Here is a 19,937-nt window from a genome sequence, read left to right as displayed (position 1 = left end):
GTAAATCCCGGTCGGCTTGCTGTACCCGGAATGGGGACAGCGGACTTCCGCCCGGCTTCCATACTGCTTCGACTGCCTGCACGCGTTGCCCCGGCGCGCGTGCACGTCGAACTGCCCTCCCCCGGAAGCCAACGATGGATATCGACTTCAAGCCCTACCCGTTCGTCGCCGAGCGCCATCCCGCGCATCTGCCGGCCTGCGACGACGGTATCGATCCACACCGGCATCGCGTAGCGATCGTCGGCGGCGGCCCCGTCGGCCTCGCCGTCGCGCTCGGTCTGGCGAACCACGGCATCCGCAGCGTGCTGATCGAGGCCGACGATGCGGTCTGCCACGGCAGCCGCGCGATCTGCATCTCGCGGCGCAGCCTCGAGATCATCGAGCGGCTCGGTGCGCTCGACGACTTCCTGCGCACGGGGTTGCCGTGGACCGGCGGACGCAGCTTCTACCGTCGCGACGAAGTGCTGCATTTCACGATGCCGCAGGACGAAAACCAGAAGCTGCCGCCGATGATCAATCTCGCGCAGTATCACATCGAGCAATTCCTGCTCGACGCCGCACTGCGCCGCCCCGAACTCATCGAGATCCGCTGGCAAGCGAAAGTCACCGGCGTGACCCGGCAACCGGACGGCGTGCGCCTGGACGTCGACACACCGCTCGGCGGCTACGCACTCGACGCCGACTGGGTCGTCGCGTGCGACGGCGGTCGCAGCACGATGCGCGAAGCGCTCGGCCTGTCGCTGCAGGGCACGAGCTACGAGGGCCGCTACGTGATCGTCGACATCGCGCTCGACAGCGACCGGCCGACCGAACGGCTCGCATACTTCGATCCGTCGTCAAACCCGGGCTCGACGGTACTCGTCCACAAGCAGCCCGACAACGTGTGGCGAATCGACTACCAGTTGCGTGACGATGAGGATCCCGAAGCGGCCATCAAACCGGAGAACGTGATCCCCCGCGTGCAGAACCTGCTCGACATGATGGGCGAGCACGGCGACTGGTCGCCGATCTGGATCACGATCTACAAGGCGAATGCGCTGACGCTCGAACGCTATCGGCACGGCCGCGTGCTGTTCTGCGGCGACGCCGCGCATCTCGTGCCGATCTTCGGCGTGCGCGGTGCGAATTCGGGCATCGACGATGCCGACAACCTTGCATGGAAACTCGCGTACGTGACTCGCGGGCTCGCATCGGACACGCTGCTCGACAACTACTCGGACGAACGCGTGTTCGCGACGCACGAGAACCTGCGCTACGGCACGAAGAGCACCGAGTTCATGGCGCCGCCGTCGTTTGCGTTCGACCTGATGCGCAAGGCCGTGCTGTCGCTCGCGGTCCGGCATCCGGCACTGCGCTCGCTGATCAATCCGCGCCAGACGACCGCCATCGCGTATGCGACGTCGTCGCTCAACGCAGCCGAACGCGACACGTTTTCGGCCGGCCCTGCGCCCGGCACGGTGCTCGCCGAATGTCCGCTGATGCGGTACACGGCGCACGGCGGCGGCATGCGCCGCGGCCACCTGACCGACCTCGTCGCCCCGCGCTTCACCGCGTTCTGCTTCACGTCCGACGGCGTACCCGATCCGACGCTCGCCGAGCTTGAACAGCGTCTGCAGGCAGCGCGGATACCGTTCGCGCTCGTCACGCTCGCGCGATATGCGGCGCCGCGGCAACCGGCCTGCGGCGGCCATGACGACGACGGCCGACTGTTCGACAGGTACGGCGCGCGCGACGGCACCGTCTATCTCGTGCGTCCGGACGGTCACGTACTCGGCCGCTGGCACGATGCTCGCGCGAGCGACGTAACCGCCGCGCTCGAACGCGCACTTCGCCCGGGCGCATCAACCGATCCTCAGGAGACCGCATGATGACGGACACCGAACGCGACACGCTCTACACCGACCTGTGCCGCACGATGACGCGAATCGGTGAAGCCGATGCGTCGCTCTTTCTCGCCCGCTTCGCGCTGCTGTCGATAGAAGCGATCGGCGAACCCGCGACCGTCGCACGGCTGATCGCCGACGCAGGCGACGGATTGCCCGACACGGGCATGCAGGCATCGATGCACGAACGATGACGCCGATGGCCGACCGGCTTCACCGGCGGTCTTTTCTTACAAATTCATTTCGTCGCGTATTGCCCGTGCGCGAGCCATGCCGTAGGTAGACAAATTCCCTGGAAAATCCCGTTAAGGATGCATAACATTACTTAACGATTCCGACCCGTCTATCGCGTTACATTGCGTGGGCGGCGCGGCGGGTCGCGATGCCGCCTTCATTCAGCTTGCGGCGCACAGCCGACGTCCGGTCTTTCGACACCACTCAAGGAGAGGACAACCATGACTCATGGCTTGATAATGTGGCTCATCATCGGCGCGATCGCCGGCTGGCTTGCCGGCTTGCTCGTCAAGGGCGGCGGCTTCGGGCTGATCGTCGACATCATCGTCGGGATCGTCGGCGCGGTGATCGGCGGCTGGCTCGCCGGGATACTCGGCCTCAGCGTCGGCAGCGGCTTCATCGGTTCGGTGATCGTCGCGGTCGTCGGCGCGGTGATCCTGCTGTTCGTGATCCGGCTATTCAAGCGAGCGGCCTGACGCTTCTCTCCACGCGCCTTCGGGCGCGTTTTCGCATCAGGCCGGCGCGCGGCACGCTCGCCGCGCGCCGCCGGCCCGTTCAGCACTTCGCGCGCCGCAACCAGCCGTCGAGTATGTCGGCCGCCAGCAGTCCACTGCGCGCTTCGCGTGCATCATCGCGCCCGATCCACACGGTGCGCGGCATCTCCCCTCTCCATCCCGCTTCGAGCGCCGCGCGCAAACGCTCGGGCATCGGCTGGCGACGGCAACGCGCACCACAGCGCGCCGCCTGCCGCGAGCGATCTCACAGCGACCATTTCAGTTCTCCATAGAAAGTACGGCCCGGATACGGGTGGAACACGTAATAGCGGCGGTCCGTCAGGTTGTCGATGCCGAGCGACGCAGTCCAGTGACGGTCGACGCGGTAGCGCGCCTTCAGGTCGACGACCGTGAACGCGCTCGTGCCGCCGTAGACGTCCGGGTTCACGTCGCTGTTGTCGAGCGTGTTGAACTGGCGGCCCGAGTAGCGCACGCCGACGCTCGCGAGCCAGTGCTCGTCGAAGCGATACGACGCGAGCAGGTTCGCACGCATGCGCGGAATCCGCGGAAAGCGCGAGCCGACATACGCGGGATTCGCGGCATCGGCGAGGATCTGTGCATTGCTCGCCGACACGTTCGCGTCGATCGCGAGCCCCTTCAAACCGACGTTCTCGCCGCTGAACGCGAGCTCGACGCCGCGCACGCGCACGCGATCGACGTTCGAGATGTTGGTCACCGTCGTCGCGCCCGACACCGTCGTCTGGCTGTAGATCGAATCGCGCAGGTCGCTCTGGAACACGCTGGCACGCACGACGCCGACACCGACGTCGCGTTCGGCCGTGAAGTCCCAGTCGATCGCCTTTTCCGGCCGCAGGCTCGGGTTGTTGTTGACGATCGTGTTGTTCGAGATCGTGCCCTGGAACAGTTCGCCGACCGTCGGGAAACGCGTGCCGGTCGCGAACGACAGCCGGAAGCGCCAGACGTCGGTCGCATCCCATTGCAACGCGACCTTCGGCGACAGCGCATTCGCGCTGCGGTCCGCATAGCCGAGCGTGCCCGTTGCATTGCCGAGCGCACCGCCGTACGCATCCCAGCGCTCGTAGCGCAGCCCCAGCGTCGCGAGCCAGCCCGGCGCGAAGCGCCACGCGTCCTGCCCGAACAGCGCCTGCGTGCGCGTGTCGCCGCGATAGACGCTCGACAGCGACGTGGTTGGCCCTGCCAGCCAGTCGGCCGTGTTGTACGTGACGTTGCGCAGGAAGTAATTGTCGTAGTGATAGCCGAACGTGAACGTGTGGCCCTTCACTTCCGGCGCCTCGGCCTTCAGGTCGAGCGTGCGCCAGCCGGTGCCTTCGCCCTGGAACAGCGTGCCTGCGCCGCCCTGCACGGTCGACGCCGAGCGTTGCACGTCGCGCGACACGTCGTACGCAGACACGACGCCCGACAGGCGCCAGCCGGAATCGAGCCGGCCATTCAGGCCGAGCGCATACAGCCAGTTCTCCTGGTCGCCGCGCTGCGGCGCGAACGCGTTCGGCGCGACGGTCATGTTCCGGCCGCCGATCGACACGTTGCCGCCGTAGACTGGATTGCCGGCCGCATCGCGCAGGAAGGTTTCGCCGTGCTGCCGGTAATGGTTCTCCCAATGTCCGAGCGTGAGCGTTGCATCGACGTGATCGGTGAACGCATAGCCCATCCGCACCGTCTCGTTGAGCTGCTCGGTCCGCTCGATCGTCTGCGCGCCGACGATCGTCCGCGGCTTGCCATTGGGCCCGATGTCGGTCGCGGCGCCCGTCACGGGCACGGCGGCGCCGAGCTTCGGGTTGTATGCCGAATTGGGGCTCGCATACTGCATCGGCTGACCGTTGTTCTCGAGCCGGTCGAGCGACAGCGCGAACCAGAACCGGCCGACCCGGTTCGCGATCCGTGCGGTCTGGTGATTGCCGCCGAAACTGTCCGCGAATCCGTAGCCGTCGTGATAGCGCTGCGTGAAGAACTGCGTCGACAGCGACGCCTCGAGCTTTTCCGGGCGGCGCGTCGTGAGCAGCACGGTCGAGCCGATCGAGTTGCCCGGATACAGCGCTGAAAAGGGGCCATAGAGCACGTCGACGCGCGCGATATCGTCCGGCGGAATCAGCGACCACCGCGGCGGATACGCGTAGCTCGAGCCGAGCAGGTTCGACAGCAGCACGCCGTCGGCGTAGACGAGCCCGCGCGCGCTCTGCAGTTCGTTGAAGTCGCGGCCTGCGAACACGCTGTTGCGGTCGCCGATATAGCGCTTGCGGACCATCAGGTTCGGCGCGTACTTCAGCGCGTCCTCGGTGGTGACGTTGGTGTGCGACTCGATCTGCTCGCGCGTGATCGACGTGACGACGGCCGGGGTATCCGGATCGACCGGTTGCCGCTGCGCGGTCACGCTGACGGCGCTCAGCGTTTCGCCGGCCGCCGGCGCCGGCGGCGCGATTGCGACGGCCGAAGCGGGAGCGGCGGCATCGGCGGCACGCTCCACGCCACCGCGCGCGGCAGCGCCGCGTGCAGCGTCGGTCGAGGCCGCATGGGCGGCAGGCCACGTGAAAGCGACCGCGCATGCGAGCGCGAGCCGGCCGCGCGACGGCCGCGCGGCGAAGGGAGAGGACATGAGTGAATTCCTGAAAACGTGATCGGACGCCGCCGGACACGAGCGCGCGCCGCGCCCGGACGGCGCGGCACGCGGCCCGGCCGCGGACGGCACGCGCGCCACCGGGGCGCGCGGACGACATCAATCAGATCGGAGCGTTTTCAGGCGGGGCGCGAGGCTGCGCGAGACGGATGCCCTGGCGGGGAAGATCGGGAATGGCGGGCGCGGCCGCGCGATAGGCGAACGTCCGCACGAAGCCCGGCAGGGCGGGCAGGCTCGACCCGAGCGCCACGTTCGCCGCGAAGCCGGGGCAGTACACGCAGTGCGGCACGCCGGCATGGTCGAACGACGACGTGTCGTGATCGCCGCCCGCCTGCGCGAGCACGATCTGGCGGGCGCCCGCTGCACTGCACAACTCGAGCGTGAGCTGACCGGAGCCGCTCGACGCAAGACGCGCATAGCCCATGACGGGCGACAGTACGTTCAGTACCAGCGCCAGCCATACGAGGCCGATCCATCGCGTCGTTCGTTTCATCGCGGTCCAGAAAAAGTGCGCGCAAGTATAACAAGCGGCCCGATTGCCGCCGATTCCGCACGATGCAGTAGTCGGCATCGCAGCACGCGCCAGAGCGCATGTGCCGTTAATACAACAGAGACAAAATCTAACGATTCGCCACTGGCATAAATCCAAGCACGAGGTTGATAATCATCGAACCTGCTGGAGAAATGACCATGGACGAAAGACCAACCCGCATGCCACCGCCGGAGCAAGTGATGAGCCCGGATCCGGAACCCGTCGGCGTGGAATTCCTCGCCGAATTGCCCGACCACGTGCGGGCATTCTTCGACGAGCAGCACAAGCTGTACTCGCCGAAGTGAACGCCTGTCCGGTTCTGTAACCGCCACGTGTCGATCATCGCTATCGTGCGGTACATCACTGCGCATCGCGCGCAATTCGCCTCGCACCCGGGCCGCAACAGCCTGACGGTGCCGGATCAGCTCGCCTGCTGATTCTCCGGTCGCTGCGCTACGCCGCGCGACTGTCTTCGTCTATCCTTCTGGTTTTCCACTTCCGGCCCGTCCGGCTCTCCTGATCGTTCCGATGAAGCAAGCCATTCGTGCCAGCCTCGCTGTCGCCGCGCTCGGCGTCGCCCTCTTCTCGTCCCCGCGCATCGCCAATGCAGACGGTGACGACACGGCCCTCACCAATATCGTCGCGCTCGCGTCGCAGCGCCTCGCGCTCGCCGAACCGGTCGCCCGATGGAAATGGGCGAATCACAAGGCAATCGAGGACCGGCCGCGCGAAGCGGAACTGCTCGTGTCAGTCGAGAGGCGCGCGGCACAGGCCGGTGTCGATCCCGCGTTCGCACGGACGTTCTTCGAGGATCAGATCACCGCGAGCAAGGATGTGCAGAATGCGCTGTTCGCGACCTGGCGCGCGACGCGGCCGCCGGAAGGCACGCCGCCCGATCTCGCGACCAGCACGCGCCCGGCGCTCGACCGGCTGACGCAGAAAATGCTCGCGGGGCTCGCGCAGGTTGCACCGCTGCGGGATGCGCCTGATTGCCAGGCGCGGCTCGCGCGCAGCATCGCCAACTGGAAGTCGCTCACGCGCTACGACGCGACGCAAACGCAGGCACTCGACACCGCGCTGTCGCACGTCTGCTCGGCCGGCGGCGCAAGCGCGATCGGCTGACGACAGCGGGCGCGGGTCGCGCGACCGCGCCTGATTAACCCGCCTGCCCCGCAGGCATGAGCGCGGCGAGCGGAATCAGCTGCAGGCCGCGTGCGAGATGCGTCTGCAGCAGACGATGGGTAAAGGGTTCGAACACACCGTCCGTCCCGTCGGCCGCGAGTTGCGCGGCCGCGTCGAGCGACTCCGCCGCGCCGAGATAGCGCCAGCCGTCGATCACGTGAAACAGGCTGCGCTCGCCGCTCGCCTCGAATGCGACCGCACCTTCGAACGGCCAGGGCGCAACGCCGGCACGGGCGTCGGCCGCGAGGCGCCGGTTGTATGACGGTCGCAGCCGGGCAATCCATTGCGCTTCGGCCAGCATCGCCCCCAACTCGTTGCCGGTCTCGCGCCATTCGACCCGCCGCACCTGCTGCGCCAGTCGCATTTCCTTCGACGAACGGCGCTCGCCCATCAGTAGCGCACGCAGCCGCTGCCGCACACGCACGCTGCGGCCAACATACAGCGGCACATCCTCCTCCCCGAACAGTGCGTACGCACCGCAGCCGGGTGGCGCGGTATCGAGCCAGGCTTCGGTCAGGTCGCCGCCCAGACGGAAGTGGCGCGTCGTGCGCGCGATCTGGTCACGCAGCCGCTCGAGCGGCACGATATCGTGCAACAGGCGCCAGAACTGCCACAGCAGGTCGGCATCCGCCAGCGCCCGATGGCGGGCAGCCGGCACGAGGCCGTGGCGCTCGATCAACGCGTCGAGGCCGTGCCGCGACTCACGCGGAAACAGCGCCTTCGACAGCCGCACCGTACACAGCACATCGGGATTGAACGTGAAGCCGGCGCGCTCGAATTCGGCCCGCAGGAAGCCGCGGTCGAAGTTCGCGTTGTGCGCGACGAAAAGCTTGCCGTCGAGCCGCTCGAACAACGCCGGCGCCAGCGACGCAAATGACGGCGCATCGCGCACCATCTCGTCCGAAATGCCCGTCAGTTGCTGGATGAACGGCGGAATCGGCTGCCCCGGATCGACGAGCGTCGTCCACGTCGACACGCCGAACGGGCCGATTTCGACCACGCCGATCTCGGTGATGCGGTGTTCGGCGGGCGAGCCACCAGTGGTTTCAAGGTCGACGAAAACGAGCGGCTGTTCGCTGGCGGGATCGGACGGACGGGGGGAATCGGACATGAAAAGACTGGGAAACGATGCTTCCGTGAGTATGCACCGGCATTCGGGTTCGCGGCCAGCCCGAACCGGAATGTTCCGCCCCCGCAAAACAAAAAGCCCCCGCAATGCGGGGGCCGGACGTGATCGGCAATGCGTGGCGCGTCAGACCGCCTGGATATTCGCTGCCTGCTTGCCTTTCGGCCCGACTTTCACGTCGAACGAAACACGCTGGTTTTCCTTCAGCGTCTTGAAGCCGTCCATCTTGATTTCGGAAAAGTGTGCAAACAAATCTTCACCGCCATTGTCCGACGTAATAAAGCCGAAACCTTTAGCATCGTTAAACCATTTCACGATACCGGTATCCATGTCTTCGTTCCCCACTCGATTAGATCCAAAAAAGCTATTTTTATAGCCGTTTCCCGAAATCCCGAAACATTGCGCCAGCACCCACACCAGCACGCCGCCCGAGGACGGAGTGCTGACTTTATAAATTGGACAATCCGGGTGCGTCAAGGAAATTTTTGACGATCGTTTTATCAAAAAAGAGCTAATACCACTGGAATCGGTACACCGGCGCCTTTGATTAATTGATTCGCATCAAAAACCTGTCAACCTTACCGGGATCGGAGCATTAATAATCTTGTGCGAGAAAATCCTACCGGGGACAAATCGGCTCGGTAAATTCCTCGGGTTTTTTCCGGGTTGCGGAAACCCGAGGACATTGCGATGCTCACTTAACGTCGGAAGGAAGGAGAAGGTCATGTGGCTGGACGGAATCAAGCGCTTCGCGAGCCGGCTCGGACGCGTACACCGCAAGTCCCGCGCCCTGGCCGAGTCAGTGTCCTCGCGCGAAGCGCCGTGCGACACCGAATTCGATACGACCTGGCACGGCGATCACTGGCAGAACCTGCTCTCGTCGCCCCTCGATGCCCGTCACTATGTGATGGAAGACTGGACATACACGCCGCCCCCCAACGAATCCAAGGAGGCCGCACCCGCGGCCAAGCGCAAGCGGCGCTCGTTCGCGCAATAGCGCGCGAATCAACGGGGCAAAAAAAAAAGCGCGACTGGGAAGTCGCGCCGACAAAGGTTTGGAGATCTTTTCCGTCAACGAAAAAGTCTGCTTCGGAAAGCAGAGATCGCAGTATAGCGAGAGAACAACCTTTCATTAGCCATGCTCTACACAAACCTCTATTGCCGATGTGTCAATAATCGGACGATGGCCATCCCCGCCTCCTGCTGACCGCCTGTCGCGACCGCGCAACGCCCGTTCCGTAGTCCTGATCGCCATTTTTCTTCGCTGCACCGCCACAAACCCTTGATGGGCAACCGTTTGCGCCACATTGCCGATCTTTGCGGATTCCAAAATATACTATTGCTTAAAGCGCATTCTTCCCCCACTCCACGCACTCCGTACACTGCAGATGGCTTTTTGATAAGCGCACCGCCGCTCTGCCGGACCGGCCGCAACGTCAAGCACAACATGCCAGTCCGCAGCAGGTTCGATCGACATCATCCTGTTTGGAGACAGATCCATGAAAAAAACCCTGATCGTCACCGCGTTGTCGGGTGTATTCGTGACGGCAGCTCACGCCCAAAGCAGCGTGACGCTCTATGGCCTGATCGACGCAGGCATCACCTATACGAACAACCAGGGTGGCCACAGCTCATGGTCGGAACGCAGCGGCCAGATCAACGGCAGCCGCTGGGGCCTGCGCGGCACGGAAGATCTCGGTGGCGGCCTGAAAGCAATCTTCGTGTTGGAAAACGGCTTCAACATCGCCAACGGCACGCTCGGCCAGAATGGCCGCGAATTCGGCCGCCAGGCGTTCGTCGGCCTGTCTCATGACCAGTTCGGCGCCGTCACCCTCGGTCGCCAGTACGACAGCGTTGTCGACTACATCGGGCCGCTGTCGCTGACCGGTACGCAATTCGGCGGCACCCAGTTTGCCCACCCGTTCGACAACGACAACCTGAACAATTCGTTCCGGATCAATAACGCCGTCAAGTACACGAGCGTCAATTACGGCGGTCTGAAGTTCGGCGCGTTGTACGGTTTCTCGAACAGCAACCAGTTCTCGAACAATCGCGCATACAGCGCGGGCGTGTCGTACACCTATGCCGGCTTCAACATCGGCGCCGGCTACCTGCAGTTGAACAATGACATCTCGGGCCTCACGTCGGCGGCGGTCACCAACAGCGGCGGCGCGGTGGCCGGCGACAATACGTTCGTCGGCAAGCGTCAGCGCGTGTTCGGCGGCGGCCTGAACTACACATTCGGACCGGCAACGGCCGGCTTCGTGTTCACGCAATCGCGCGTGAACCGGGCGCTCGGCATCTCCGCGGGTGCCTCGGGCGTGTCGAACGGGCTGGGTCTCGACGGCACGTTTGCCCGCTTCAACAACTACGAAGTAAACGCCCGCTACGCGCTCACGCCGGCCTTGTCGCTGGCCGGGTCGTACACGTACACCGCCGGCTTCCTGGACGGCCGTCATCCGGGCTGGAACCAGTTCAACCTGCAGACCGACTATGCACTGTCCAAGCGGACCGACGTGTACGTGCAAGGCGTTTATCAGCGCGTCAGCACGGACGGCCTGGGCATCGGCGCCTATGTCAACGGACTCGGTGGTGCTTCATCGACCAACAAGCAGATCGCGGTCACGGCAGGCCTGCGTCATCGCTTCTGAGCGACCGGCAGTTCCGCCGCACGCCGGATGACGAAGCGCCCCATCGGGGGCGCTTTTTCTTTGCCGGGCTGCGCCGTGCGCCGCTCAGGCGTTGCCCGGCGCCGGGTAACGGACGTCGAGCACGTCGATCGGCTGCGGGCCGGCCGGCGTCATCAGCATGACGGTATCGCCGATCTTCGCCTTGATCAGTGCGCGCGCGACCGGCGAAATCCAGCTGACGCAGCCGCGATCGAGATCGACCTCGTCGATCCCGACGATCGTGATCGTGTGATCCTCGCCGTCCGGTGTCTCGTAATCGACCGTTGCACCGAAAAACACCTGATCGACATTCTCCTGCCGGCTCGCATCGACGACTTCGGCCAGATCGAGCCGCTTCGTCAGGAAGCGGATGCGGCGATCGATCTCGCGAAGCCGCCGCTTGCCGTAGATGTAGTCGCCATTCTCCGACCGGTCGCCATTCGACGCGGCCCAGGACACGAGCCGCACGACCTCGGGACGCTCGACGTCGATCAGGTTCAGCAGTTCGTCCCTCAGCCGCTTGTGGCCGGCGGGCGTGATGTAGTTCTTCGCGCCCGCCGGAATCGCGGGCTGGGCCTGGTCCAGATCGTCGTCGCCGCCGTCCGACTCTTTGACAAACGCCTTGTTCATGATGCAGATTCAACATGGATGACTGATGCTCCAAGGGTACACGAAGGGCGCCCCGGCAAGGTCATGGCACCTAATTTGCGAATAAGGCTTCCCTTTTTATACAACCCTGCTATACTTCCGCTTCTGCGTGCGGCTGTAGCTCAGTTGGATAGAGTACTTGGCTACGAACCAAGGGGTCGTGGGTTCGAATCCTGCCAGCCGCGCCACTTTTTCGAGGGCCTTCCCAACCGAAGGCCCTTTCAGTTCAAAGCAGTAGAAGTCTTGTTGTTGCGTGCGGCTGTAGCTCAGTTGGATAGAGTACTTGGCTACGAACCAAGGGGTCGTGGGTTCGAATCCTGCCAGCCGCGCCACTTTTTTGGGAACCTTCCCATCGCAGAAGGTTCCGACAGTTAAGCAGTACCGTTTTGCGTGCGGCTGTAGCTCAGTTGGATAGAGTACTTGGCTACGAACCAAGGGGTCGTGGGTTCGAATCCTGCCAGCCGCGCCACCTTAAAAGGGCTTTCCTCCGGGAAAGCCCTTTTTCTTTTCCGCCTTCCCTTCCCTACTCATGACATAGCAACGTCCGGTTGCGTGGCGCTTTTTTTCGGAAGAACGTCGACCACACCGCACGTTCACGCCTCCGCCAGCACAAATGAAAACGGCGGCCATTGGCCGCCGTCGATCGCCCGCCCACACGGGCCGCGTCAGTAATCCTGACGCTCGCGCTCGATGCGCATGCCGCCGTCGTGGCGCGCATGCGCACCGTCGTCGGTCGAACGCTCGCGCATGATCCGCATCACGTCCGGATTGGTTCGCACGCGTCGCATCACGTTCGCGAGATGCACGCGGTCGCTGACCTGGATCACGAAGCGCAGCACCGTCGATTCGTGCGTCAGATCCTCGTCCATCGCGATATGCACGATGTTCGCGTCGGCCGACGTGATGTCCGCCGCCACGCGCGCAAAGATGCCCTTCGTGTTCTTCACGAGCGCCTTCACCGCGACATCGAACAGGCGGCCCGGCTGCGGCGCCCATTCGACGTCGATCCAGCGGCCCGGATCGCGGCGATGGATACGCTGCGCCACGCGGCAATCGGTCGTATGAATCGCCATCCCCAGGCCGATGCCGATGTAACCCATGATCGCGTCGCCCGGAATCGGCCGGCAGCATGCGGACAACTGCACGGACATCCCTTCGGTGCCGGTGATCACGACCGGCGGCGCGTGGTGCGCGGGATGCCGCTCGGACTTCGGCAGATCGTCGTCCGCATCGCGGCCGCTCATCAGCACCTCGATGCGCTTGGCCATCACCGCGGCCACGCGGCGGCCGAGGCCGATGTCCGCGAAGATTTCCTGACGGCTCTTGTTGCCCGTCCACTGCACGAGCTTCTCCCACACTTCCGGCTCGACATCGGCCAGCGCGAGACCATAGCCCTTCAGGCTCTGGTCGACCAGCCGCTCGCCCAGCTGCACCGATTCGTTCAGGCGCATCGTCTTCAGGTAGTGCCGGATCGCCGAGCGCGCCTTGCCGGTACGCACGAAACCGAGCCACGCAGGGTTCGGCTTCGAATACGGCGCCGTGATCACCTCGACGATGTCGCCGCTCTTCAGCTCGGTGCGCAGCGGCAGCAGCTCGTTGTTGATCTTCACGGCCACGCACTGGTTGCCGAGATCGCTGTGGATCGAATACGCGAAATCGAGTGCCGTCGCGCCGCGCGGCAGCGCCATGATCTTCGACTTCGGCGTGAACACGTAGACCGCATCCGGGAACAGGTCGATCTTCACGTGCTCGAGGAATTCGCTCGAATCGCCGGCTTCGCTCTGGATGTCGAGCAGCGACTTCAGCCACTGGTGCGCGCGCTTCTGCACGTCGCTGAGATCCGCGCTGCCGTTCTTGTACAGCCAGTGCGCGGCGACCCCCGCCTCGGCGATCTCGTGCATCTTGCGCGTGCGCACCTGGAACTCGATTGGCGCGCCGAACGGGCCGACCAGCGTGGTGTGCAGCGACTGATAGCCGTTGATCTTCGGGATCGCGATGTAGTCCTTGAACTTGCCGGGCACGGGCTTGTACAGCGCGTGCAGCGCGCCGATGCACGTGTAGCAGTCGAGCGGGCTGTCGACGACGACGCGAAAGCCGTACACGTCGAGCACCTGCGAGAACGACAGCTGCTTGTCGCGCATCTTGCGGTACACGCTGTAGATGGTCTTTTCGCGGCCGGTGATCTCGGCGTCGATCTTCGCATCGGCCATCGCGCGCTGCGCGGCTTCGAGGATCTTGCTGATCACTTCGCGGCGGTTGCCGCGCGCGGCCTTCACGGCCTTCTCGAGCGTCGCGTAGCGATGCGGGTTGAAATTCGCGAAGCTCATGTCCTGCAGCTCGCGATACGTGTTGTTCAACCCGAGGCGGTGCGCGATCGGCGCGTAGATGTCGAGCGTTTCCCGCGCGACGCGGCGGCGCTTTTCCATCGGCACCGCGCCGAGCGTGCGCATGTTGTGCAGGCGGTCGGCGAGCTTGACGAGAATCACGCGCACGTCGCGTGCCATCGCGAGCAGCATCTTGCGGAAGTTTTCCGCCTGCGCTTCCTCGCGGCTGCGGAATTCCATCTTGTCGAGCTTCGACAGGCCATCGACCAGTTCGGCGACCTTCGGGCCGAACCGCTCGGCCAGCTCGCTCTTGGTCACGCCCTGGTCTTCCATCACGTCATGCAGCAGCGCGGCCATGACGGCTTGCGCGTCGAGCTTCCAGCCGGCGCAGATTTCCGCGACGGCGACGGGATGGGTGATGTAGGGTTCGCCGCTCTGGCGATATTGACCGAGGTGGGCTTCGTCACTGAAGTGGAACGCCGCCTTGACCTCTTTGATTTCTTCCGGAGGAAGATACTCGGCAAGCACGCCCGTCAGTTTCGCGATCGAAACGACGCCGTGCTTGCGAGGCTGCTCCGGTGTGGCGGTCGGCCCGAACAGATGCCGGAAGGACTGTTCGAGGACCGCGTCGATGTACTGGCGCGCAGGCGACTGGGCCGTGGCTTCGGTGGTCGAATCCGCGGAGGCGGACGATGGGGTGGTGCTCATATTCGCCTCCAGGTCGAGTCGTTGCGCGCGTGGATTACATGGCTGGAACGGGCCGGATGCGCGTTACACCGGCACCTTCTTCAGCATCTCGACGCCGACCTGGCCGGCAGCGATTTCGCGCAGCGCGACGACGGTCGGCTTGTCGCGGCTTTCGATCTTCGGCGTATGGCCTTGCGCGAGCTGCCGCGCGCGATAGGTGGCGGCGAGCGCCAGTTCGAAGCGGTTCGGGATTTGCTTCAGGCAGTCTTCGACGGTAATGCGAGCCATGTTGGTAATTCCTTCTGAATATAGTCCTTATTCTACCTTATGTCCCTCGTCCCCCGCGTCATTCCGCGTGGGGCAGATGGATGCCGAGCTCGATGAACAGCTCCGTGTGTCGCGCGTACTGCGAAGCAAAGCGCAGGCGCGTGGCCGCGACGATGCATTCGAGCTCCGCGAGCGCACGCTCGAAGTTCTCGTTGATCACCACGTATTCCGCTTCGGGCGCGTGCGCGATCTCGCTGCCGGCGGCCAGCAGGCGGCGCGTGATCACTTTCGGCTCGTCCTGGCCGCGCTTCTTCAGGCGCTCCTCGAGCGCGTCGAGCGACGGCGGCAGGATGAAGATGCCGACCGCGTTGCGGAACTGCTTCTTCACCTGCAGCGCGCCTTGCCAGTCGATCTCGAGCAGCACGTCGTGGCCGTTCTTCATCTGCTCTTCGATCCACACGCGCGACGTGCCGTAGTAGTTGCCGTGCACTTCCGCGCTCTCGAGGAATTCGTGCGCCGCGTGACGCGCGCGGAAATCCTCGACCGTCGTGAAGTGATAGTGCTGGCCGTCCTGCTCGCCCGGGCGCGGCTTGCGGGTCGTGTACGAGATCGACAGGCAGATGTCGCTGTCCTTCGACAGCAGCGCATTCACGAGCGTCGACTTGCCGGCGCCCGACGGCGCGACGACCATGAACAGGTTGCCGGGATAGACGCCGCCGTGCAGCGAATGCGACGCGTGCGCGTCGCGGGTAGATTCCGTCATGTTGCTTTACTCCAGGTTTTGCACTTGCTCGCGCATCTGCTCGATCAGCAGCTTGAGCGCCATCGATGCGTCGGCGAGTTCCTTCGCCGCCGCCTTCGAGCCGAGCGTGTTCGCTTCGCGATTCAGTTCCTGCATCATGAAGTCGAGACGCTTGCCGACGCGGCCGCCCTTCTCGATCACATGGCGCGTTTCGTTCAGGTGCGCGGTGAGCCGCGACAGCTCTTCCGCGATGTCGATCCGGATCCCGTACATCGTCACTTCCTGACGAATGCGCTCCGCGGCTTCCTCGCGCGTGACGATCGTCGAGCTGCCTTCGGGCGCCGCGATGCCGAGCGCCTCCTGCAGCCGTTCGACGATCTTCTGCTGGTGCTTCGCGATCAGCTCCGGCACGAGCGGCGTGATGCGCGCGACGATCGCTTCCATCTCGGTGACGTTCGACAGCAGCATCGTCGCCAGTTGCGCGCCTTCGCGCGAACGCACGACGACGAGCTCGCCGATCGCTTCCTTGCCGCACGCGAGCACCGCCTCGCGGATCGCGTCAGCCGACACGCCGCTCTCGGCGATCACGCCGGGCCAGCGCAGGATCTCGCCCGCGCGCAGGCGGCCGACGCCCGGGAACGAGTCGAGCACCGAGCGCTCGAGCTCGGCGAGCTGGCCGAGCGCAGACTGGTTCAGCGCGCCCGCGCCGATGCTCTGCTCGCCGCGCTGCAGGTTGATGCGGATATCGACCTTGCCGCGCGACAGCTTGTTCATCAGCATTTCGCGCAGCGCGGGTTCGCACGCGCGCACGTCGTCCGGCATCCGGAAATTCAGGTCGAGGAAGCGCGAGTTCACGGTGCGCAGTTCGACCGACACGCTGGTGCCGCCGTTGCCGGTGGCCGTCGCGAGTTCGCGCGTCGCGCTCGCGTAGCCCGTCATGCTGTAGATCATGGTTCGTCTCGCCGTCTGGGTGCCCTCGCGGGCGGGGATATGTCGAGGCGCCCGGCGCATCGGAAAGCGCGGGGCGGGAAGCGCGCATTATCCCATTTTTGCGGACCACCCCGCCGGGCACGCCCGCCGTTCGGCGCTAAAATCGGGGTTTCCTCTCGTTCCGCGATTCCCACATGACGTCTTCCGTTTCCCGCCCGAGCGGCCGCCGCGCCGACGAACTGCGCCAGGTCGCCCTGACCCGCCACTACACGAAACATGCCGAAGGCTCGGTGCTGGTCGAATTCGGCGACACCAAGGTGCTCTGCACCGCGAGCGTGTCCGAGCGCGTGCCCGACTTCCTGCGCGACCGCGGGCAAGGCTGGCTGACCGCCGAATACGGGATGCTGCCGCGCGCGACGCATACGCGCAGCGACCGCGAAGCCGCCCGCGGCAAGCAGACCGGCCGCACGCAGGAAATTCAGCGCCTGATCGGCCGCGCGCTGCGCGCGGTGTTCGACCTCGAAGCGCTCGGCCCGCGCACGATCCACATCGACTGTGACGTGATCCAGGCCGACGGCGGCACGCGCACGGCGAGCATCACCGGCGCGTTCGTCGCCGCGCACGACGCCGTGTCGAAGCTGATCGCGGCAGGCAAGCTCACGCGCTCGCCGATCACCGACCACGTCGCCGCGATCTCGGTCGGCGTGTACCAGGGCGCGCCCGTGCTCGACCTCGATTACGCGGAAGATTCGCAGTGCGACACCGACATGAACGTCGTGATGACGGGCGCCGGCGGTTTCGTCGAAGTCCAGGGCACGGCCGAAGGCGTGCCGTTCTCGCGCGCCGAGATGAACGCGCTGCTCGACCTCGCGCAAGGCGGGATCGCCGAGCTCGTGCAGCTTCAGAAAGACGTGCTGGGCGCCTGACATGCCGGACGACCACACCACCGCGCCGCTGTCGCGCATCGTTCTGGCGTCGAACAACGCCGGCAAGCTGCGCGAATTCACCGCGCTGTTCTCGACGGTCGGCATCGAGATCGTCCCGCAGGGCGACCTTGCCGTGCCTGAGGCGGAAGAGCCGTTCGGCACCTTCATCGAGAATGCGCTGACGAAGGCACGCCACGCGTCGCGGCTCACCGGGCTGCCGGCGATCGCCGACGATTCGGGCCTGTGCGTGCGCGTGCTGCGCGGCGCGCCGGGCGTCTATTCGGCACGCTACGCGCAGCGCGCGGGCCGTGACAAGGGCGACGCGGCGAACAATGCATATCTCGTCGAGCAACTGCGCGGCGTCGACGACCGGCGCGCATACTATTGCTGCGTGCTCGCGCTCGTGCGCCATGCGGACGACCCCGAGCCGCTGTTCGCCGAAGGACGCTGGGCGGGCGAGATCGTCGACACGCCGCGCGGCGAGCATGGATTCGGCTACGACCCGTATTTCTACCTGCCGTCGCTCGGCGCGACGGCCGCCGAACTCGAGCCGGCCGTGAAGAACACGCACAGCCATCGCGCGCTGGCGCTGAAGGCGCTGCTGGCGCGGCTCGCGGAGGAAGCATGAGCACGCCCGATACCCGTTCGCCAGCGGAGGTCGCATGAGCCAGGCCGCGGAAACCGGCGCGCGCGTCGTCGCGACCTTCACGTCGCCCGGCCAGGTGCGGCTCACGTCGCTGCCGCCGCTCGCGCTGTACGTGCATTTCCCGTGGTGCGTGCGCAAGTGCCCGTACTGCGATTTCAATTCGCACGAGTGGAAGGGCGAACGGTTTCCGGAAACCGAGTATCTCGACGCGCTGCGCGCCGATCTCGAGCAGGCGCTGCCGCTCGTGTGGGGCCGCCAGGTGCATACGGTATTCATCGGCGGCGGCACGCCGAGCCTGCTGTCGGCGGCCGGCCTCGACCGGATGCTGTCCGACGTGCGTGCGCTGCTGCCGCTCGACGCCGATGCCGAGATCACGCTCGAGGCGAATCCGGGCACGTTCGAGGCCGCGAAGTTCGCGCAGTTCCGCGCGAGCGGCGTGAATCGCCTGTCGGTCGGCATCCAGAGCTTCAACGAAGCGCACCTGAAGGCGCTCGGCCGGATTCACGACACGACGCAGGCACGCGCCGCGGTCGAAATCGCCGCGAAGCACTTCGACAACTTCAACCTCGACCTGATGTTCGCGCTGCCGAACCAGACGCTCGACGAATGCCGCACCGACATCGAGACCGCGCTGTCGTACGCGCCGCCGCATCTGTCGCTGTATCACCTGACGCTCGAGCCGAATACGCTGTTCGCGAAATTCCCGCCGGTCGTGCCCGACGACGACGCGTCGGCCGACATGCAGGAGTGGATCCACGCGCGCACGGCCGAGGCCGGTTACGGGCGCTACGAAGTGTCCGCGTATGCGAAGCCGAATCATCAGTGCAAGCACAACCTGAACTACTGGCGCTTCGGCGACTATCTCGGGATCGGTGCGGGCGCACACACGAAGCTGTCGTTCCCGAACCGGATCCTGCGGCAGGCACGCTACAAGCATCCGGCGACCTTCATCGAGCAGGCGATGGCCGGCACGGCCGTGCAGGAAGAGCGTGAAGTCGGCGCGCGCGACCTGCCGTTCGAGTTCATGCTGAACACGCTGCGGCTCGTCGAGGGCTTCCCCGTGCACAGCTTCGCCGAACGCACGGGCCTGCCGATGAGCACGATCGAGCCGGCGCTGCAGGAAGCGGAACGGCGCGGGCTGATCGCGCGCGATTTCGCGCAGATCGCGCCGACGCCGCTGGGCCAGCGTTTCCTCAACGACCTGCAGGAATTGTTCCTGCGTGACGATTGAGGGGATGAACCACGCGGCATTTCGGTTACAATGCCGCCTCGTGTGGAAGCGTGGCCGAGCGGTTTAAGGCACCGGTCTTGAAAACCGGCGACGGGAAACTGTCCGTGAGTTCGAATCTCACCGCTTCCGCCAGGAAGTTCGCCAAACCCCGTCCATTCACCGAATGACGGGGTTTTTTGTTGGTCCGCGCACGCCCTTCCCTCACGTTCCGACGCGTCACGCCGGATGCCGTTACAATCCGGCGCTCCGATTCGCGAAACGGGAAACCCACGTCATGAAGCCCTTCATCGTCTCGTCGCTCGCTGCACTGCTGGTTGCCGTCAGCACGCCGGCGACGGCCGACTCCGCCGCCGGCAGCGACGCGCAGGCGTCGTGCGCGATCGCCTACGTGACGGGTGTCGGCGGCTCGCCGCGCGGCCTGAGCGAATACCTCGCGAGCCCGTCGCCCTACAACTACGTGAAGGACAACGACCTCCAGTGCAAGGTGGGCGACGATGGACGCACGTCGAACTGCACCGGCGTGACCTACCTCCGGAACGAACAGGTCAGCGTGTACGACGATTCCGATCCGGCAACACTGACCGTCGTGGCGCGCGTGGAGCTCGATCACGGCCAGAAATACCCGGTGATCATCGTCGTGCAGCGCAAGGACGCGCGCTGCAAGCAATGATGCAGCGCCGCGCGCGAGCCCGTCCGCCGAAACGGCACGGGCGTTCGCGCCGGCCGTCGCGCGGCACCTGAGCGGCGGGCACCGGCAGCGGCC

20 protein-coding genes, 4 tRNA genes and 1 pseudogene are annotated in these 19,937 nt (G+C 65.3%); 15 read left to right on the top strand and 10 right to left on the bottom strand.

What is annotated here, in order from left to right; translation table 11 throughout:
- Positions 1–134 precede the first annotated feature (134 nt).
- The 3 genes from CFB45_RS05015 to CFB45_RS05005 all read left to right on the top strand — a co-directional run bounded on the left by CFB45_RS05015 (position 135) and on the right by CFB45_RS05005 (position 2,593).
- Positions 135–1,868, top strand: a complete 1,734-nt coding sequence (locus CFB45_RS05015) for an FAD-dependent oxidoreductase (RefSeq protein ID WP_089424756.1) — start codon at positions 135–137, stop codon at positions 1,866–1,868.
- Positions 1,865–2,077 (top strand): hypothetical protein, encoded by a 213-nt coding sequence (locus CFB45_RS05010; RefSeq protein ID WP_089424755.1) that lies wholly within the window; start codon positions 1,865–1,867, stop codon positions 2,075–2,077. Before CFB45_RS05015 ends, CFB45_RS05010 begins: the two co-directional genes overlap by 4 nt.
- Positions 2,078–2,338: 261 nt before the next feature.
- Positions 2,339–2,593, top strand: coding sequence for a GlsB/YeaQ/YmgE family stress response membrane protein (locus CFB45_RS05005; RefSeq protein ID WP_089424754.1), 255 nt, complete (start codon positions 2,339–2,341; stop codon positions 2,591–2,593).
- 79 nt (positions 2,594–2,672) lie between these two features.
- Here CFB45_RS05005 and CFB45_RS05000 read toward each other — a convergent pair.
- The 3 genes and pseudogenes from CFB45_RS05000 to CFB45_RS04990 all read right to left on the bottom strand — a co-directional run.
- Positions 2,673–2,831: pseudogene (locus tag CFB45_RS05000) on the bottom strand (TlpA family protein disulfide reductase); the annotation flags it as partial.
- Between the two features lie 45 nt (positions 2,832–2,876).
- A complete protein-coding gene (locus tag CFB45_RS04995) occupies positions 2,877–5,243 on the bottom strand; it encodes a TonB-dependent receptor (RefSeq protein WP_089425862.1) in 2,367 nt (788 codons plus the stop codon).
- A 124-nt stretch (positions 5,244–5,367) separates the two neighbouring features.
- A complete protein-coding gene (locus CFB45_RS04990) occupies positions 5,368–5,757 on the bottom strand; it encodes a DUF2946 domain-containing protein (RefSeq protein WP_089424753.1) in 390 nt (129 codons plus the stop codon).
- Between the two features lie 239 nt (positions 5,758–5,996).
- Between CFB45_RS04990 and CFB45_RS38925 the strand changes: the two genes are divergently transcribed.
- Positions 5,997–6,101, top strand: coding sequence for a chorismate mutase (locus CFB45_RS38925; protein WP_162269111.1), 105 nt, complete (start codon positions 5,997–5,999; stop codon positions 6,099–6,101).
- 223 nt (positions 6,102–6,324) lie between these two features.
- Entirely contained in the window at positions 6,325–6,918 is a 594-nt protein-coding gene (locus CFB45_RS04985) for a chorismate mutase (protein ID WP_089424752.1), read from the top strand.
- Between the two features lie 34 nt (positions 6,919–6,952).
- Here the strand turns inward: CFB45_RS04985 and CFB45_RS04980 are convergent, their stop codons facing one another.
- Both CFB45_RS04980 and CFB45_RS04975 read right to left on the bottom strand, forming a co-directional pair.
- Positions 6,953–8,089 (bottom strand): exonuclease domain-containing protein, encoded by a 1,137-nt coding sequence (locus CFB45_RS04980; protein ID WP_089424751.1) that lies wholly within the window; start codon positions 8,087–8,089, stop codon positions 6,953–6,955.
- Positions 8,090–8,230: 141 nt separating this feature from the next.
- Positions 8,231–8,434 (bottom strand): cold-shock protein, encoded by a 204-nt coding sequence (locus CFB45_RS04975; protein ID WP_011351289.1) that lies wholly within the window; start codon positions 8,432–8,434, stop codon positions 8,231–8,233.
- Between the two features lie 394 nt (positions 8,435–8,828).
- Here CFB45_RS04975 and CFB45_RS04970 point away from each other — a divergent pair, with 394 nt between their 5' ends.
- On the top strand, positions 8,829–9,101 hold the full coding sequence (locus tag CFB45_RS04970) for a hypothetical protein (RefSeq protein WP_089424750.1): 273 nt from the start codon (positions 8,829–8,831) through the stop codon (positions 9,099–9,101).
- A 502-nt stretch (positions 9,102–9,603) separates the two neighbouring features.
- The gene (locus CFB45_RS04965) at positions 9,604–10,755 is read left to right on the top strand and encodes a porin (protein WP_089424749.1); all 1,152 of its coding nucleotides are present in this window, start codon (positions 9,604–9,606) and stop codon (positions 10,753–10,755) included.
- Positions 10,756–10,839: 84 nt separating this feature from the next.
- On the opposite strand, the gene greB is transcribed toward CFB45_RS04965, so the two are convergent.
- Positions 10,840–11,403 (bottom strand): transcription elongation factor GreB, encoded by a 564-nt coding sequence (greB, locus tag CFB45_RS04960; RefSeq protein ID WP_089424748.1) that lies wholly within the window; start codon positions 11,401–11,403, stop codon positions 10,840–10,842.
- 129 nt (positions 11,404–11,532) lie between these two features.
- Here greB and CFB45_RS04955 point away from each other — a divergent pair.
- From CFB45_RS04955 to CFB45_RS04945, 3 genes are all read left to right on the top strand, one after another.
- Positions 11,533–11,609 (top strand) — tRNA-Arg (locus CFB45_RS04955).
- 67 nt (positions 11,610–11,676) lie between these two features.
- A tRNA-Arg gene (locus tag CFB45_RS04950) sits at positions 11,677–11,753 on the top strand.
- Positions 11,754–11,813: 60 nt separating this feature from the next.
- Positions 11,814–11,890: transfer RNA gene (locus CFB45_RS04945), tRNA-Arg, on the top strand.
- A 196-nt stretch (positions 11,891–12,086) separates the two neighbouring features.
- Here the strand turns inward: CFB45_RS04945 and CFB45_RS04940 are convergent.
- The 4 genes from CFB45_RS04940 to CFB45_RS04925 form a co-directional block, all read right to left on the bottom strand.
- On the bottom strand, positions 12,087–14,453 hold the full coding sequence (locus tag CFB45_RS04940) for a RelA/SpoT family protein (RefSeq protein WP_089424747.1): 2,367 nt from the start codon (positions 14,451–14,453) through the stop codon (positions 12,087–12,089).
- A 63-nt stretch (positions 14,454–14,516) separates the two neighbouring features.
- A complete protein-coding gene (gene rpoZ / locus CFB45_RS04935; RefSeq protein ID WP_006025620.1) occupies positions 14,517–14,720 on the bottom strand; it encodes a DNA-directed RNA polymerase subunit omega in 204 nt (67 codons plus the stop codon).
- Positions 14,721–14,778: 58 nt separating this feature from the next.
- Positions 14,779–15,462, bottom strand: coding sequence for a guanylate kinase (gmk, locus tag CFB45_RS04930; RefSeq protein WP_089424746.1), 684 nt, complete (start codon positions 15,460–15,462; stop codon positions 14,779–14,781).
- A gap of 6 nt (positions 15,463–15,468) precedes the next feature.
- A complete protein-coding gene (locus CFB45_RS04925) occupies positions 15,469–16,392 on the bottom strand; it encodes a YicC/YloC family endoribonuclease (RefSeq protein WP_011351283.1) in 924 nt (307 codons plus the stop codon).
- A 173-nt stretch (positions 16,393–16,565) separates the two neighbouring features.
- Here CFB45_RS04925 and rph point away from each other — a divergent pair, with 173 nt between their 5' ends.
- From rph to CFB45_RS04900, 5 genes are all read left to right on the top strand, one after another.
- Entirely contained in the window at positions 16,566–17,297 is a 732-nt protein-coding gene (gene rph, locus CFB45_RS04920) for a ribonuclease PH (RefSeq protein WP_089424745.1), read from the top strand.
- 1 nt (position 17,298) lies between these two features.
- On the top strand, positions 17,299–17,925 hold the full coding sequence (gene rdgB, locus CFB45_RS04915; protein WP_039343391.1) for an RdgB/HAM1 family non-canonical purine NTP pyrophosphatase: 627 nt from the start codon (positions 17,299–17,301) through the stop codon (positions 17,923–17,925).
- A gap of 34 nt (positions 17,926–17,959) precedes the next feature.
- Positions 17,960–19,174: a radical SAM family heme chaperone HemW gene (hemW, locus tag CFB45_RS04910; RefSeq protein WP_089424744.1), complete on the top strand. Its 1,215-nt coding sequence runs from the start codon at positions 17,960–17,962 to the stop codon at positions 19,172–19,174.
- A gap of 44 nt (positions 19,175–19,218) precedes the next feature.
- Positions 19,219–19,306 (top strand) — tRNA-Ser (locus CFB45_RS04905).
- A 142-nt stretch (positions 19,307–19,448) separates the two neighbouring features.
- Positions 19,449–19,844: a hypothetical protein gene (locus CFB45_RS04900; protein WP_089424743.1), complete on the top strand. Its 396-nt coding sequence runs from the start codon at positions 19,449–19,451 to the stop codon at positions 19,842–19,844.
- The last annotated feature ends 93 nt before the right edge of the window (positions 19,845–19,937 follow it).

Origin of the sequence: Burkholderia sp. HI2500, from assembly GCF_002223055.1 — a bacterium.
Lineage (GTDB): Bacteria > Pseudomonadota > Gammaproteobacteria > Burkholderiales > Burkholderiaceae > Burkholderia.
The sequence above is the reverse complement of the archived record's forward strand: the minus strand, read 5'-3'. Positions and strand labels throughout refer to the sequence as shown.

What these genes read in the sequence shown, in the direction of transcription:
- CFB45_RS05010 (WP_089424755.1), top strand. Translation starts at nt 1,865, where the DNA reads ATGATGACGGACACCGAACGCGACACGCTCTACACCGACCTGTGCCGC.
- CFB45_RS04975 (WP_011351289.1), bottom strand. Translation starts at nt 8,434, where the DNA reads ATGGATACCGGTATCGTGAAATGGTTTAACGATGCTAAAGGTTTCGGC.
- greB (WP_089424748.1), bottom strand. Translation starts at nt 11,403, where the DNA reads ATGAACAAGGCGTTTGTCAAAGAGTCGGACGGCGGCGACGACGATCTG.
- rpoZ (WP_006025620.1), bottom strand. Translation starts at nt 14,720, where the DNA reads ATGGCTCGCATTACCGTCGAAGACTGCCTGAAGCAAATCCCGAACCGC.
- rph (WP_089424745.1), top strand. Translation starts at nt 16,566, where the DNA reads ATGACGTCTTCCGTTTCCCGCCCGAGCGGCCGCCGCGCCGACGAACTG.
- hemW (WP_089424744.1), top strand. Translation starts at nt 17,960, where the DNA reads ATGAGCCAGGCCGCGGAAACCGGCGCGCGCGTCGTCGCGACCTTCACG.
- rdgB (WP_039343391.1), top strand. Translation starts at nt 17,299, where the DNA reads ATGCCGGACGACCACACCACCGCGCCGCTGTCGCGCATCGTTCTGGCG.
- CFB45_RS05015 (WP_089424756.1), top strand. Translation starts at nt 135, where the DNA reads ATGGATATCGACTTCAAGCCCTACCCGTTCGTCGCCGAGCGCCATCCC.
- CFB45_RS04965 (WP_089424749.1), top strand. Translation starts at nt 9,604, where the DNA reads ATGAAAAAAACCCTGATCGTCACCGCGTTGTCGGGTGTATTCGTGACG.
- CFB45_RS04985 (WP_089424752.1), top strand. Translation starts at nt 6,325, where the DNA reads ATGAAGCAAGCCATTCGTGCCAGCCTCGCTGTCGCCGCGCTCGGCGTC.
- CFB45_RS04980 (WP_089424751.1), bottom strand. Translation starts at nt 8,089, where the DNA reads ATGTCCGATTCCCCCCGTCCGTCCGATCCCGCCAGCGAACAGCCGCTC.
- CFB45_RS05005 (WP_089424754.1), top strand. Translation starts at nt 2,339, where the DNA reads ATGACTCATGGCTTGATAATGTGGCTCATCATCGGCGCGATCGCCGGC.
- CFB45_RS04970 (WP_089424750.1), top strand. Translation starts at nt 8,829, where the DNA reads ATGTGGCTGGACGGAATCAAGCGCTTCGCGAGCCGGCTCGGACGCGTA.
- CFB45_RS38925 (WP_162269111.1), top strand. Translation starts at nt 5,997, where the DNA reads ATGAGCCCGGATCCGGAACCCGTCGGCGTGGAATTCCTCGCCGAATTG.
- CFB45_RS04995 (WP_089425862.1), bottom strand. Translation starts at nt 5,243, where the DNA reads ATGTCCTCTCCCTTCGCCGCGCGGCCGTCGCGCGGCCGGCTCGCGCTC.
- CFB45_RS04940 (WP_089424747.1), bottom strand. Translation starts at nt 14,453, where the DNA reads ATGAGCACCACCCCATCGTCCGCCTCCGCGGATTCGACCACCGAAGCC.
- gmk (WP_089424746.1), bottom strand. Translation starts at nt 15,462, where the DNA reads ATGACGGAATCTACCCGCGACGCGCACGCGTCGCATTCGCTGCACGGC.
- CFB45_RS04990 (WP_089424753.1), bottom strand. Translation starts at nt 5,757, where the DNA reads ATGAAACGAACGACGCGATGGATCGGCCTCGTATGGCTGGCGCTGGTA.
- CFB45_RS04900 (WP_089424743.1), top strand. Translation starts at nt 19,449, where the DNA reads ATGAAGCCCTTCATCGTCTCGTCGCTCGCTGCACTGCTGGTTGCCGTC.
- CFB45_RS04925 (WP_011351283.1), bottom strand. Translation starts at nt 16,392, where the DNA reads ATGATCTACAGCATGACGGGCTACGCGAGCGCGACGCGCGAACTCGCG.